The organism is Pseudomonas tensinigenes (assembly GCF_014268445.2).
Taxonomy (GTDB): Bacteria; Pseudomonadota; Gammaproteobacteria; order Pseudomonadales; family Pseudomonadaceae; genus Aquipseudomonas; species Aquipseudomonas tensinigenes.
This window is the reverse complement of the sequence record NZ_CP077089.1, coordinates 1342387-1356379: the sequence shown is the minus strand read 5'-3', so window position 1 is coordinate 1356379 and position 13993 is coordinate 1342387. Positions and strand designations below refer to the sequence as shown.

Genomic DNA, 13993 nt, shown 5'->3' with positions numbered 1-13993 from the left:
AAGATCGCAGCCTGCGGCAGCTCCTACAGGACAAACGCGTTCCAACTGTAGGAGCTGCCGCAGGCTGCGATCTTTTGACTTTGCCCTGCCCATCGCCAACCTCACCTACGCTTAGGTAGGATGACCCTCTCTCTCGTCGAGGTTGTGGACATGTTCATCGGCATTCTGCTGGTCATCACCTGGTTGATCCTGCTGTTGCGCTACCCGGCCAAGGCCTTGCCGGTCTCGGTGGCGGCGGCGATTGGCCTGGGTTTTGTGGCCATGTGGGTGGTGTGGCTGGACAACCGCGAGGTCAAGCAACTGGCGCGTCTTGAGATGCGTATCGCTTACGCCCCGGAACAATGCCCGGCTGATCGTCCGCTGCAACTGAAAATGAAAAACGCCAACGACGTGCCCCTGACCGAACTGCGCTGGCGCATCGCAGCCTATGCGCCGGGCGACACAGTCAATCTGGCCGACAACCAATACACTGCCCCGCGCTATCGCGGCCCCGGCGAACTGCAAGCCGGCGGCGAATGGGAAGACTGTCTGCCGATGCCACCGCTGCGCCCCGGTTATCGCCCGCAAACCTTGGAATTTCGCGCCGAGCGCTTGCAGGGTAGTTTCTCCGACTGATCCCCTTCCCCACTCTATTTGCACAAGGAATGCGCCATGCCCGTTGCGTTGATTACCGGTTGTTCCAGCGGCATCGGCCGCGCCCTCGCCGATGCGTTCAAAGCCGCCGGCTTCGAAGTCTGGGCCAGTGCGCGCAAGGCTGAAGACGTGGCGCTGCTGGCGTCAGCCGGGTTCACCGCCGTGCAACTCGATGTCAATGACAGCGCGGCGCTGGAGCAACTGGGTGAGCGGATCAACCAGCAACACGGCGGCCTCGATGTGCTGATCAACAACGCGGGGTATGGCGCCATGGGGCCGCTGCTCGATGGCGGTGTGGCGGCGATGCAACGGCAGTTCGAGACCAATGTGTTTTCGATCGTCGGCGTTACGCGCGCACTGTTTCCTGTATTGCGCCGGGCCAAGGGACTGGTGGTGAATATCGGCAGTGTGTCCGGGATTTTGGTCACGCCGTTCGCTGGTGCCTATTGCGCATCGAAGGCGGCAGTGCATGCGTTGAGCGATGCCTTGCGTATGGAACTGGCACCGTTCGGTATTCGCGTGATGGAAGTGCAGCCGGGGGCGATTCAATCGAGTTTTGCCAAAAATGCCGGGCATGAAGCCGAGCAGTTGATCAATGAACAATCGCCGTGGTTTCCGCTGCGTGAGGGCATTCGCGCGCGGGCCAAGGCGTCGCAGGACAAGCCGACGCCGGCCAGGGAGTTTGCTGCTGAACTGTTGAAGGCTGTGCAGCAGAACAAACCGCCGCGCTTGATCCGCATCGGCAACGGCAGCCGCGCTTTGCCGTTGCTGGCGGCGTTGTTGCCCAAGGGCTTGCTGGAGTCGACGTTAATGAAGCGCTTCGGGCTGCGCGGGAAGCTCTGATCCAGAGATTTGAGCTCGCCATCAGCGAGCTCAAACCATCACTACCTGGTTGCCCTTAGCGTCAGCGCGGGAAGGCCATCAGATTAGGCAAGGATTCAAACGCTGGAGATTGTCCCGATGCGGCTGGGTATAAGAGCTGGATCGAAATGGCGACTTCCTGGCCCGGGGTCAGCAAATACCTGTCTCCCGGTGGTGTAGCCAGTTCGACAATGCCTTCTTTTGCATCATGAACGACGTCAAGCCACGGATTGGTGTGAATTTTCGTTCCCACCGGCAACCCTGCACTTGAAAACTTCCATTGGGCAAACGATTGATTATTTGCTTTAACCATAACGTCGTAACTGTATATCCAGCCGCCGGTCACAGTGTCCTGCCATTTTGCAGCTAATACCTGTCGGGACGAAATGGCCTGTTCTCCATCCGACTGAACGAGTACGGAAAAGTACCCAGCCTCATATCGGGGCTGATAATAAACAATACCTAACATCTCGCGCACTTCTGAAGGATTCATGTTTGCAGGTGTTGTAAACGTCAGCGTGCGCCGTGGATTCCACCCTTCAAGTTGATCTTCGGTAATGGTCAAAGTGGCGGAGTTTGACGCTTCGGAATAGCTCATCTGCGCACCGCTGGCGGGCATCGAAGCGTGCACAAATGCCGCGCCGTTGTAGGCCCGAAACTGCATACGCGAGCCAACGGGGGGTGGCGTACCATCGGTCAACATTGTAAAGCCCAATGTCACCGGTTCCCCGCTGACTATATGACTGACAAAATCATCCATACTGATATCAATCAGCTCCATAACTTAAAACTTCCTTTTAAAAAGCAATAGCTGCCAATGCCTGATTGCAATCGGCAATATTAAAATTAACGAGATAGCGCCTTTTCCAGACGACGAAAAAACACTAACACGGGAATAAAGTCAGGAACCAAAAAACAACGGATACTTACAATTCAAAAAACAGCAAACAACCCACTAACAAGCACAACTAAAAGCACAAGTCGCGAAAGTACTTACCTCTCGCGACATGCTTGCTATTAGTTCAAACCATCAACAACTACCGTGCAAGTAATCCCCGCCGCCAGCAGCACGCCCTCCGGCACTTCATCAATGTGAATCCGCACCGGCACCCGCTGGGCCAACCGCACCCAGTTGAACGTCGGGTTCACATCGGCGATCAGCTCGCGGCTTTCCGGGTTGTCGCGGTCATAAATGCCGCGCGAGATGCTCTCCACGTGGCCCTTCAAGACTTCGCCGCTCATCAACTGCATGTCGGCTTTGTCACCGACTTTCACGTGAGGCAGTTTGGTCTCCTCGAAGAAGCCGTAAACCCAGAACGAATTCATGTCGACCACGGCCATTTTCGCCTCGCCGATACGCGCGTAATCACCGCGATGCACGTTGAGGTTGGTCACGTAGCCGTCGACGGCCGCACGCACTTCGGTGCGTTTCAGGTTGAGTTCGGCCGCTTCCAGTTGCGCTTGCGCATGTTGATAATCGGCCAGTGCGGCGTCGGCGATGTTGCTGGCGTCGTCGCGGTTTTCCTTGGAGATCACCAGGTTGTCCAGATCGGCGCGGCGATGGGCGTTGACCTTGCGCATCTCCCAGGTCGACTTGCGCGAGGCAACCAGCGACTGCGCCTGTTTCACTGCGATGCGGTAGTGCTCGGGGTCGATCTGCATGAGCAAATCGCCTTTCTTGACCAGTTGGTTGTCACGCACCGGCACGTCGATCACTTCACCGGTAACATCGGCGGCAACGTTGATAATGTCGGCGCGCACCCGGCCATCGCGGGTCCACGGCGTATTCATGTAGTGCTCCCACAACGTGCGGCCGATCCACAACGCCAGGGCCAGCACCAGCAGGGTCGCGAGCAGGCTGAAAAACTTTTTCATCAGATCGTTCTCAACGGTAGACAGTCAGCGCCATGGCGCCGAACAGACAGGTAAACAGACTCAGGCGCAGCAGCGCCGGGTGCCAGAAAAAGCGGTACAGGTCGAACCCGGACAAGAACCGGTCCACCGCCCAGGCCAGTGCCGCAGCGATGAAAAACATCAGGGTCATGGTCGGCATGTACACGCCGTGGAAGGCGATTTCACGAGGCATGGGCAAGTCCTTCGGGCTTGGCGATGGCGTAGGCAGCGAGTGGTGATTGCGGGTCGAGCAACGAGGTACGGATGAAGTGCAGATAGCTCTTCACCCGACGCAACGCCGAGGTATCGAAGTGCGGCGCGAACGGCTCATCGGTGGCCGCCACACGGCTGATCGCATGATCGACCGCGACCAGTGCGCGCTCGAGATTGCTGGAGTTCGGTTGCAGGAACAGTCGCACCAGCGCGCGGCCCATCACGCGGATTGCCTGCCGCCACGGCTGCGATTCGGCATAGGCCGGGTGCACCGGCAAGATCGCCTGCTCCTTGCGCAGCTCGATGATCGCGTGGCCAACTTCCAGCACCACGAACATCCAGCGCAGCAGGTTTTTCTGCACCTTCGGTTCACCAGCGGCGAGGCCATAAGCCTGATGCAGCAAATCGCGAGTGCGGCTCTCGAAACTCGAGGCGAGGCCTTTGAGTTTGCCGCTGATCGCGTAAACCACTTGCCCACGCAGATCCTGCTCCAGACGCTTCCACAACCAGCGACTGTTCGGCGGCAGAATAATTGCCCCGGCGGCGGCGCAAACGAGCATGCCCATGACCATGGCGATGTAGTCGTTGATGAAGGTATAGGGGTTGTAGATGGTCAGGTTATCCGGCACCGAACCGGTGCTGAAAAAGATCAGCAAACCGAGGCCGACACCGGCGTATTGCGGCCGCGACGTCAGGAATGAGCCGAGCACGATCACCGGCGCGAGCATCACGCACAGCAGCGGGAAACCGTCGATCCACGGGAAGATGAAAAACATCTCGACGAAGCCGATCAGGGCACCGAGAAAAGTGCCGCAAGCCATTTGGAATGCCATGCGCTTCGGGTTCGGCGTGGCGGCCGAAAGGCCCACGGTGGCGGCCGCAATCAACGTCATCGTCGCGCCACTTGGCCAAGCGGTAGCGACCCAATAACTGCCCAGCACGATGAGAATGAACGAAGCGCGAATGCCCGACGCAGCGGCGGCCCACCAGTTGGTTTGCGGGGTGAACGGTTCGTCCCAGCGCTCGCGTTCGTGGCGGTGATCGGCCAAGGATGCGTGGGTCTGTGCATAACTGTGCAGATCGTCAACGAAGCGATAAAGCAGTTCGTAAGCGGTGTGGAAATCCAGTTGCTCGGCGTCGCTCGGCTCGGTTTCCTGGAAGATAGCGCGCAGGCTGCGCACGCGTGCCGGCAGGCCTTCCTTGTAGCTCGCCAGCGCTGTCGCCAAGCGCGCGGCATCGGGGGTGGTCAGGGCGCGGCCACTGAAGCCGTCGAGTACTTCGGCCAAGTCCTGCAAGCCCGGTCTGATCGCCGCGACCACATGTTCTTCGCCATTGCCGCGCAAGCGTTCAAGCAACTGATGCAAGGCGTTAAAGCGTGTGGTGATGCCCATGAATTCGCTGTTCAAACGGCTCAGTCGGCCGTTGCGCCGACGCATGTGCGGGTCTTCGAATACGGTCACGCTGCGCAAGCCTTCAAGGCCTACAGCTTCGGCAATGAAGCGCACGTTGCTGGCTTCAAAGGACTCGGCTTTGCTGCGCCCGCGCAGGCCATCGGTGACGAACAGCGCGAACACGCCGAAGCGCTGATACAAGGCATTGCGCATGGCGGCGCTGGCGGTTTGCGGCAGGATCGCGGCGCTGACCAGAGTCGAGCAGAGAATCCCCAGCGAGATCTCCAGCACCCGCCACACCGCTGCCATGAATGCGCCGTCCGGGTGCGCCAATGCCGGTAAACCGACCATCGCGGCAGTGTAACCGGCGAGGACAAAACCGTAAGCGCGGAAGTTGCGGCAACGCGCGGCACCGGCCGAGCAGATGCCGACCCAAATCGCCAGTGAGCCGAGGAACAGTTCGGTGTTCTGCGCAAACAACGCGATCAGCGTGACCATCATCGCCGACCCGGCCAGCGTGCCGAGGAAGCGATAGAAACTCTTGGCGAACACCTGGCCGCTCTGCGGCTGCATGACGATGAACACGGTGATCATCGCCGTGCGCGGCTGCGGCAATTCCAGGCGCATGGCCAGCCACAGGGTGAGGAATGCCGCGATCAGCACCTTGAAGATGTAGACCCAGGTCACGCCATCGCTGCGCGCCCAGTCGAAAAAACCACGGCGCCATTCCAGGGAGTAGAGCCAGCGCAGAGGTGCGGGCAAGGGGGTCATTTAATTGTGCTCAAAGAGATTCGGTCTGGTCGCAGAACCTGTGGGAGCGAGCCTGCTCGCGAATGCGTTTTCATATTCAACGTTGACGTCGACTGATAAACCGCTTTCGCGAGCAGGCTCGCTCCCACATTGGGTTGTGTGTTCAACGCAGGAGAACCGGGGTTTTCGGGGCCTGGGTTTTCTCGGCAGTCGGCACGTCGTTGCCGGCACCGAGGCCACCGCCCAGCGCAGTCACCAACTCGGCATGCGCACTCAACCGTGCCGCCTGCACCTGCTGCTGCACTTGCTGCTGCTTGAACAGCAACGTCTGCGCATTGAGCACGTTGAGGTAATCGGTGAGGCCGCGTTGATAGGCGATCATCGCGATGTCGTAAGTCTTCTGCGCCGTGGCGACCGACTCGGCGGCAAAACCTTGCTGCTTGTCCATCGACTCGCGGCGGATCAACTGGTCGGAAATGTTCTTCAACGCATTCACCAGCGTCTGGTTGTAATGCGCGACAGCGATGTCGTAACCGGCGGAGGCTTCACCCAACTCGGCGCGCAGTCGGCCACCGTCAAAGATAGGCAGCGAGATCGCCGGGCCGACGTTGTAGTTGAGTTTCTTGCCGGTCAAAAACTCCAGCGCGCCACCGCCGGTGGCCATGTAACCAAGGCTGCCGACCAGATCGACGTTGGGATAAAACCCGGCGTGCGCCACATCAATCCCACGCGCCTGCGCCGCGACTTGCCAGCGACTGGCGACCACATCCGGACGCTGGCCGAGCAACTCGGCGGGTAATGCCGACGGCAGTTTCAACGCCGCACCGAGGGACAAGGTCGGACGCTGCAACTGCGCGCCCTCCCCCGGCCCTTTCCCCGCCAGCGCTGCAAGTTGATTGCGACTGAGGGCAATTTCCTCATCCAGCGCATCGATTTGCCGATGGGTTTCCGGCAGCGGCGTTTCCGCCTGACTGACTTCGAAGTGCGTACCAATGCCGCCATTCAAACGCTTCTGCGCCAGATCGAGAATCTGCTGTTGCTGTTTGAGCGTCGCGCCGACGATGTCGCGCTGGGCGTAATGCAGCGACAGTTCGATGTAGGCGCGGACGATGTTGTTCTGCAATTCGAGCTGCGCCAATCGCGCCTCGGCCGCACTCATGTGCGCCAGATCCACTGCCCGCTCGCTGGCATTGCTTTCACGGCCCCAGAGGTCGAGGGCGTAGCTGAAACCCAGCGCAGCGTTGTTGTCCCAGGTGGTGGTGTTGGCCAGCTCGCCAGGGCCATAGAACTGATCGGTCGGCCAGTTGTGGCGTTTGAGGGTCGACTCGCCATTGATCTGCAACGACTCAGCCGCCTCGGCGACGCCGGCCATGGCTTTGGCTTGGCGGACTCGTGCGGCGGCCATGGCCATGCTCGGGCTGCCCTGCACGGCGAGGTCGATCCAGCGATTGAGTTGTGGGTCGCCGTAGGCTTGCCACCATTGCGCGGTGGGCCAATTGGCGTCACGGGCGGCGTGGGCGATGGCGTCGTCGGTGGCCAGTGAATTGGCCTCCAGCGCCTTGCCCTGTGGAGCAATTCCGTCCGTTGAGATGCAGCCGCCAAGACCCAGGGTAAAAGCCAGAACACTGAGCGGCAAAAGCGCTCTGTTGATGCGACGCGGCACAGCTGCGAATTCCTGAGAGAGGGGTAGATCGAGGACCCGTGCAGGAACTGCCGCAGGCTGCGATCCTTTGATCTTGATTCCCTTAAAACAAAATCAAAAGATCGCAGCCTGCGGCAGCTCCTACAGGGATCGGCGCAATTCTATGGAAGGCCCTGTACGGCGATAAGCTGGGATTTCTGTGAATCTTTGTTACGGTTAACGAGATAATCCCTAAGTCGGGGGTCTCGCCCCGGAAACTTCGTGTCACAATTTGCCATCTCCCTTGAGAGCACCCCATGGACACTTTGCAAAACATGCGCGCCTTCAGTTGCGTGGCCGAAGCCGGCAGCTTCACCGCCGCCGCCGTGCAACTCGACACCACCACCGCCAACGTATCGCGCGCGGTCTCCAACCTGGAAGCCCACCTGCAAACCCGCTTGCTCAACCGCACCACGCGGCGCATCGCCCTCACCGAAGCGGGCAAACGCTACCTGCTGCGCTGCGAACAGATTCTGGCCTACGTCGAAGAAGCCGAAGCCGAAGCCAGCGACGCCCACGCGCGCCCGGCCGGGCAATTGAAAGTGCACACCATGACCGGCATCGGCCAGCACTTCGTCATCGACGCCATCGCCCGCTACCGCAAGACCCACCCCGACGTGACCTTCGACCTGACCCTGGCCAACCGCGTGCCAGACCTGCTCGACGAGGGCTACGACGTGTCCATCGTGCTCGCCAGCGAACTGCCGGATTCGGGTTTCGTCTCGCAACGGCTGGGCATCACCTACAGCATCGTCTGCGCCTCGCCGGCCTACGTGAAAGCCAACGGCGCCGCGCAAAAGCCCAGCGACCTGCTCAACCACGCCTGCCTGCGCCTGGTCAGCCCGGTGATTCCGTTGGAGAAGTGGGCCTTCGACGGCCCGGAAGGCCAGGAAATGGTCACCATCAACAGTTCGCCGTTTCTGGTGAACTCCGCCGACGCGATGAAAACCGCGATCACCAGCGGCATGGGCGTGGGCGTGCTGCCGGTGTATGCGGCGATCGAAGGTTTGCGTAACGGCACACTGGTGCGGGTCATGCCGAACTACCGCTCGCAAGAGCTGAACCTGTATGCGATCTACCCGTCGCGGCAATATCTGGATGCGAAGATCAAGACGTGGGTCGAGTATCTGCGTGGGTCGTTGCCGGAGATTCTGGCGGCGCACCAGGCGGAATTGGCCGCCTACGAACTGAGCGGCAGCCTCGCCGGCGCGCGCGTCGCTAACTGATTTTCAACACACCACGAAACGTGTAGGAGCTGCCGCAGGCTGCGATCTTTTGATCTTGATGTTTAAAAATCAAAAGATCGCAGCCTACGGCAGAGCCTACAGAAATCAGGGTTTCGCGGATCTTTCCGACAGGTTTTGACGGTTGTCCGTCGGAAGTGCGGTGGCTAGGATTTGGGTGTCGCTGACGCATCAGCGACCGGGTCTGGAAAACCCGCAGGATCACAGCACATGACATAATGCCGCGCTTTTTCGGCGCCGAAGTTTTGTTATGGCGGCTGTACGTGGGAGACCTTCGGGTCTGCCGGGGTTGATCCTTTTGCCGGTTTTTCCAGTCCGCGTACAGCTGCCACCCTCTTCGTCTGGAAAACGAAAAGTGGCAGCTCCATTTTCTTAAAAGGATCTTTGCCATGTTCAAACCAACACCTAATCCACCCGAAACCGACGACACTACCCCCTACGAATTCCCCGGCTCAAAGAAATTCCACGAAGCCGCCGAACGCGCCCTCGATCACTACCTCAAACCCAACGCCCTCACCCTGCGCTTCCACAAACCGAGCACCATGTTCCAGGTCGCCCCGGAACAGGACAGCGAAAGCCTGCTGGTCCACGCCTGCGAATCACTGGCACAGGCCAGCCTGATGACCAGCGACATCGCCGCCTACATCGACCTGCCGCAACGGCGGACGATTCTGGCGATTCAGCAGATCATCATGCTTGCCGAACTGGCGGTGAACCGGGTGCTGGATAATCACGAAATCCCGCAATCCCCGGCACACAACTAAAAGCCCCTCACCCTAACCCTCTCCCGGAGGGAGAGGGGACTGACCGTGGTGTTTGGGCGAGTTACGCCGACGTGAAATACCGAGTCGAACTCAGGTTCTGAAACAGATCAAAAGCCCCTCACCCTAGCCCTCTCCCGGAGGGAGAGGGGACTGACCGAGGTGATTGCGAGAGATACGCCGACGTGAAATACCGAGTCGAACTCAGATTCTGAAACAGATCAAAATCCCCTCACCCTAGCCCTCTCCCGGAGGGAGAGGGGACTGACCGAGGTGATTGCGAGAGATACGCCGACGTGAAATACCGAGTCGACCCTCAGATTTTGAATCAGATCAAAAGCCCCTCACCCTAGCCCTCTCCCGGAGGGAGAGGGGACTGACCGAGGTGATTGCGAGAGTTACGCCGACGTGCAATACCGCGTTGAACTCCGGCCTTGATAAGACCACAAATCGGCTCCCTCTCCCAGGGGAGAGGGCTGGGGTGAGGGGCAGCAACAACGCAAATCAAAAGCCGAACACCCGTGCTCTTCACCACTCAACAGGATGAGCGTTAGCTCGGCTGCAGCTCTTGATCTTGATCCACGGGCGACGTCGGAAGGCTGAGTGGAGGGATTGATCCGGGCGTGGGAGCGCAGCGACCGTTTGGCGAAGCCAAACACAGCGAGAGGAGGTGCAGCGAAGCAAACCGTAGGCGCTGCGCCCGGATCGATCCCGGAGCGAAGGAACCCCGAGCCCCAGCGAGCGGGCCGCACGTAGGAGCAAGCGTTTTTTTGCTTACTTTTTTTAGGCGTTTGTAAAAAAAGTGAGTCGCCGTCAGGGCGAAACCCTAAGCCGCCGTTACCGAAGAAACGGATATACACACCGAACAACCACAACATGGTCGGCCCAGAGGCCGCCAAGACAACCCCAAGCCAGAAATGTTAGCGTGCTTGGTATCAAGCCCGAACAAGAGCCAAAAACGATGAAAAAGACTGTCCTGGCCTTCAGCCGCATCACCCCACCCATGATCGAACGCCTCCAGCAAGAATTCGACGTCATCGTCCCCAACCCAAAAGCCGGCGACATCAACGCCCAATTCAACGAAGCCCTGCCCCACGCCCACGGCCTCATCGGCGTCGGCCGCAAACTCGGCCAGGCCCAACTCGAAACCGCGACAAAACTGGAAGTGGTCTCAAGCGTCTCCGTCGGCTACGACAACTACGACCTCGCCTACTTCAACCAACGCGGAATCATGCTCACCAACACCCCGGATGTGCTCACCGAAAGCACCGCAGACCTCGCCTTCGCCCTGATCATGAGCAGCGCCCGCCGCGTCGCCGAACTCGACGCCTGGACCAAGGCCGGCCAATGGCAAGCCAGCGTCGGCGCCCCGCTGTTCGGCTGTGACGTGCACGGCAAAACCCTCGGCATCGTCGGCATGGGCAACATCGGCGCCGCCGTCGCCCGTCGTGGCCGCTTCGGCTTCAATATGCCAATCATCTACAGCGGCAACAGCCGCAAGACCGACCTGGAACAAGAACTCGGCGCACAATTTCGCAGCCTCGATCAACTGCTCGCCGAAGCCGATTTCGTCTGCCTGGTCGTGCCGCTCAGCGACAAGACCCGCCACCTGATCAGCCATCACGAACTGGCCCTGATGAAACCGGACGCCATTTTGGTGAACATATCGCGTGGCCCGGTCGTCGATGAACCGGCCTTGATCGAGGCCCTGCAAACCAAGCGCATTCGCGGCGCCGGCCTCGACGTCTACGAAAAAGAACCTCTGGCCGAGTCGCCGCTGTTCCAGCTCAGCAATGCCGTGACTCTGCCGCACATCGGCTCGGCGACGAATGAAACCCGTGAAGCCATGGCCAATCGTGCACTGGCCAACCTGCGCAGCGCCCTGCTCGGCGAACGCCCGCAGGATCTGGTCAACCCGCAAGTCTGGCGCGGATAAAAAAACACGGGCAAGTGCGTTATCGCACTTGCCCGTTAGTTATGCCTTACACAACTTGAAATTGAACAACAAAGCCAATTAAACAACAGCATTATAAGCTCTGCCTGCCTGTCGAATAATCGACAAACGCTATGGAGAGCCAATACCTTGAACACCCTGACAACCGAAAAACTCATTCGTTACAGCAAAGTCATATTGATGGCTTACATCAGCTTCTTTGGCGTGCTGGTGATGATCCACAACTTTACCGACTACAATTCAAACTACACCTACGTGGCTCATATCCTGAGTATGGACACCACCACCGCCAGTGAATCCATCAAGTACCGAGCCATTGAATCACCGATGATTCATCACCGGATCTACTGGTTCATCATCACGCTGGAAGTCACGTATACCGTCCTGTGCCTGATAGGCACTTATCAGTTATATCGCCACATCGATGCTTCCGCAGAGATATTCCACGAGGCAAAAAAGTTCTCGATCATGGGCATATTGGCAGCCATTTTCATTTATTACGTGTGCCTGCAAACCGTGGGTGTGGAATGGTTTGACATGGACACTTCGCAATCTTGGAATGCCAAGGATTGGGCGCGACATATCGTTGACTTCATCTTCCCGGCAATGATTTACATCACATTGAAAGTCGAGCGCTGAAGTTCAGCGCTCGTTTATTTCAAGCCAACTTTCCCTGTACCGGCGCCACCACCGCTTTCGGTTTACGAAACACTAGTACGTTGCCCAGCATCACTAACACCAGACCGACCAGCGCCGGCGCTGTCCACTGATAACCTTCAGCAAATGCCGAGACGTTCAGCGCCACGACCGGGAACAGCACGGTGCAGTAAGCCGCGCGCTCCGGGCCCATGCGTCCGACCAGCGTCAGATACGCAGTAAAACCGATCACTGAACCCGGGATTACCAGATACAGCAGCGCACCGACGTAACGCGGGCTCCAGTCCATGTCGAACGGAATGCCCTTGACCAGGCACCACACCGACAACATCGCCGCCCCATAGGCCATGCCCCAGGCGTTGGTGGTCAGCGGTCTGAGACCGGCCTTCTGCTGCAGACTCGAAAGCATGTTGCCCGCCGAGAAACACAAGGTGCCGCACAACGCCAGGCCCAGACCGAGCAAGGTTTGCGGGCTGGCCTGATGCCCGGCCAATTCCGGCCAGAACAACATGCCCAACCCAAACAACCCAAGCGCACCGCCCATCAGCACATTGCGTGCGATGCGCTGGCCAAAGAACACTCGCGCATTCAGCGCGTTCCACAACGTCGCAGTAGAGAACACCACTGCAACCAGACCGCTGGGGATCCACTGACTGGCGGTCAGGAAGCACATGAAGTTGACGCAGAACAGACACAACCCCTGCGCCACGCAGATCAAATGCCCACGGCGGTTCATCGGTTGCAGGCGCCGGCTGAGCAGCAACAGCACAAACAGCACCAACGCGGCGAGGCCGAAGCGATAGACGATCGACACCGGAATTGCCACCACGCCCAGTTGCCATTTCAGGGCAATCCACGTGGTGCCCCAGATCAGCACGGTCAGCAAATACAACGACAGGTTCATGGCACACACTCCTCGATAGGCCTTGAGTGTCTGCCCGGGCGGGCGTTGCGCGCTTGCAGATTCTTGCGCTTTTGTCTGGCGGCAGGCTGGCAGCGCGGCGCCCACGGAGTAGGATGCAAGGCGTTGAAGAGAACCGACCATGGCCGCCATCGATACCCTGCAAGTCTTTCAAGCGTTAAACAGCTCGCCGAACGCACGCCTTGTGCACAGCGCCGAGCTCGGTGACGGCTTGTCTGCCGCTTTGTGGACCAACCACCACGATGCGCAGGATTATGAAGCGCCGAGCCACCACACCCTGTCCTGCTACATCGCCGGTGGTACCGGCACATTCCGTCGCGATCAACCCGGTCAAAAAGGCGGGCCGGACAAGCTGTGCATCCTGCCGGCCGATCACGAGTCAGGCTGGGTGATCAACGGCGATATCCGCTTGGCGCACCTGTATTTCAGCGCCGAACAATTTGCCCTCGGTTGCGTCACGCTGCTGGATCGCGAACCCCGTGAGATGCAATTGCGCGAGCAGACCTTCCTCGAAGACCCACAACAGGCACAACGCTTCCGGCAGTTGCTGACGCTGAATTGGGATGAACCCGCCGAACGCTTGCTGACCAGCAGCCTCGCCCATGAATTGATCAGCCACACCTTGCTCAGCCAGGTCGGCGCACGTCAGGGTTTGCGTTTGAAGGGCGGGCTCGCACCGCATCAGCGTCGGCAATTGGTGGAGTTCATCGACACTCAGTTGGCCGAGCCGATTAGCCTGGGGCAACTGGCCGGGATGTGTGCCCTGTCGGAATACCACTTTGCGCGAATGTTTCGCACGAGTTTCGGCCTGCCGCCGCATCAATATGTGCTGGCGCGGCGCTTGAGCCGCGCGCGGGAGTTGTTGCGCGGGACGGCGTTGCCGTTGGGCGAGATTGCGCTGGCGTGCGGGTTTGCCAGTGCCAGTCATTTCACTAATCGGTTCAAGCAGGTGTTGGGCGGGACGCCGGGAGAGTATCGGCAGGCGTTTTTGCGTTGAGCCCTTTTCCCCTCACCCCAGCCCTCTCTCGGAGGG

General features: G+C 59.3%; 13 protein-coding genes. 7 read left to right on the top strand and 6 right to left on the bottom strand.

Translation table 11 applies throughout. The annotated features are described in order from the left end of the window. The first annotated feature begins 150 nt into the window (after positions 1–150). Entirely contained in the window at positions 151–615 is a 465-nt protein-coding gene (locus HU718_RS05850) for a multidrug transporter (RefSeq protein WP_123594994.1), read from the top strand. 36 nt (positions 616–651) lie between these two features. Beyond that, positions 652–1476, top strand: coding sequence for an SDR family oxidoreductase (locus HU718_RS05845; RefSeq protein WP_186612378.1), 825 nt, complete (start codon positions 652–654; stop codon positions 1474–1476). 61 nt (positions 1477–1537) lie between these two features. Here the strand turns inward: HU718_RS05845 and HU718_RS05840 are convergent, their stop codons facing one another. The 5 genes from HU718_RS05840 to HU718_RS05820 form a co-directional block, all read right to left on the bottom strand. Then, the gene (locus HU718_RS05840) at positions 1538–2275 is read right to left on the bottom strand and encodes a hypothetical protein (RefSeq protein ID WP_095119398.1); all 738 of its coding nucleotides are present in this window, start codon (positions 2273–2275) and stop codon (positions 1538–1540) included. 236 nt (positions 2276–2511) lie between these two features. Beyond that, positions 2512–3369: an efflux RND transporter periplasmic adaptor subunit gene (locus HU718_RS05835; RefSeq protein WP_095119399.1), complete on the bottom strand. Its 858-nt coding sequence runs from the start codon at positions 3367–3369 to the stop codon at positions 2512–2514. Between the two features lie 10 nt (positions 3370–3379). Further along, entirely contained in the window at positions 3380–3580 is a 201-nt protein-coding gene (locus HU718_RS05830; protein ID WP_007914106.1) for a DUF1656 domain-containing protein, read from the bottom strand. After that, positions 3570–5762 carry an FUSC family protein gene (locus HU718_RS05825; protein ID WP_186612377.1) on the bottom strand — a complete coding sequence of 731 codons (2193 nt, stop codon included), beginning with the start codon at positions 5760–5762 and terminating at the stop codon, positions 3570–3572. Before HU718_RS05825 ends, HU718_RS05830 begins: the two co-directional genes overlap by 11 nt. Positions 5763–5904: 142 nt before the next feature. Next, positions 5905–7404 (bottom strand): efflux transporter outer membrane subunit, encoded by a 1500-nt coding sequence (locus tag HU718_RS05820; protein ID WP_186612376.1) that lies wholly within the window; start codon positions 7402–7404, stop codon positions 5905–5907. A 275-nt stretch (positions 7405–7679) separates the two neighbouring features. On the opposite strand from HU718_RS05820, the gene HU718_RS05815 reads away from it, so the two are divergent. From HU718_RS05815 to HU718_RS05800, 4 genes are all read left to right on the top strand, one after another. After that, entirely contained in the window at positions 7680–8648 is a 969-nt protein-coding gene (locus tag HU718_RS05815) for a LysR family transcriptional regulator (protein WP_007914118.1), read from the top strand. Positions 8649–9055: 407 nt separating this feature from the next. Beyond that, positions 9056–9430 (top strand): DUF6124 family protein, encoded by a 375-nt coding sequence (locus tag HU718_RS05810; RefSeq protein ID WP_077571200.1) that lies wholly within the window; start codon positions 9056–9058, stop codon positions 9428–9430. 958 nt (positions 9431–10388) lie between these two features. Beyond that, positions 10389–11363, top strand: coding sequence for a 2-hydroxyacid dehydrogenase (locus tag HU718_RS05805; protein WP_116029528.1), 975 nt, complete (start codon positions 10389–10391; stop codon positions 11361–11363). A gap of 147 nt (positions 11364–11510) precedes the next feature. After that, positions 11511–12020 (top strand): DUF2165 domain-containing protein, encoded by a 510-nt coding sequence (locus HU718_RS05800; RefSeq protein WP_077571198.1) that lies wholly within the window; start codon positions 11511–11513, stop codon positions 12018–12020. A gap of 19 nt (positions 12021–12039) precedes the next feature. Here HU718_RS05800 and HU718_RS05795 read toward each other — a convergent pair whose 3' ends face one another. After that, entirely contained in the window at positions 12040–12942 is a 903-nt protein-coding gene (locus tag HU718_RS05795; protein ID WP_186616524.1) for a DMT family transporter, read from the bottom strand. 139 nt (positions 12943–13081) lie between these two features. Between HU718_RS05795 and HU718_RS05790 the strand changes: the two genes are divergently transcribed. After that, a complete protein-coding gene (locus HU718_RS05790; protein ID WP_186616525.1) occupies positions 13082–13957 on the top strand; it encodes an AraC family transcriptional regulator in 876 nt (291 codons plus the stop codon). The last annotated feature ends 36 nt before the right edge of the window (positions 13958–13993 follow it).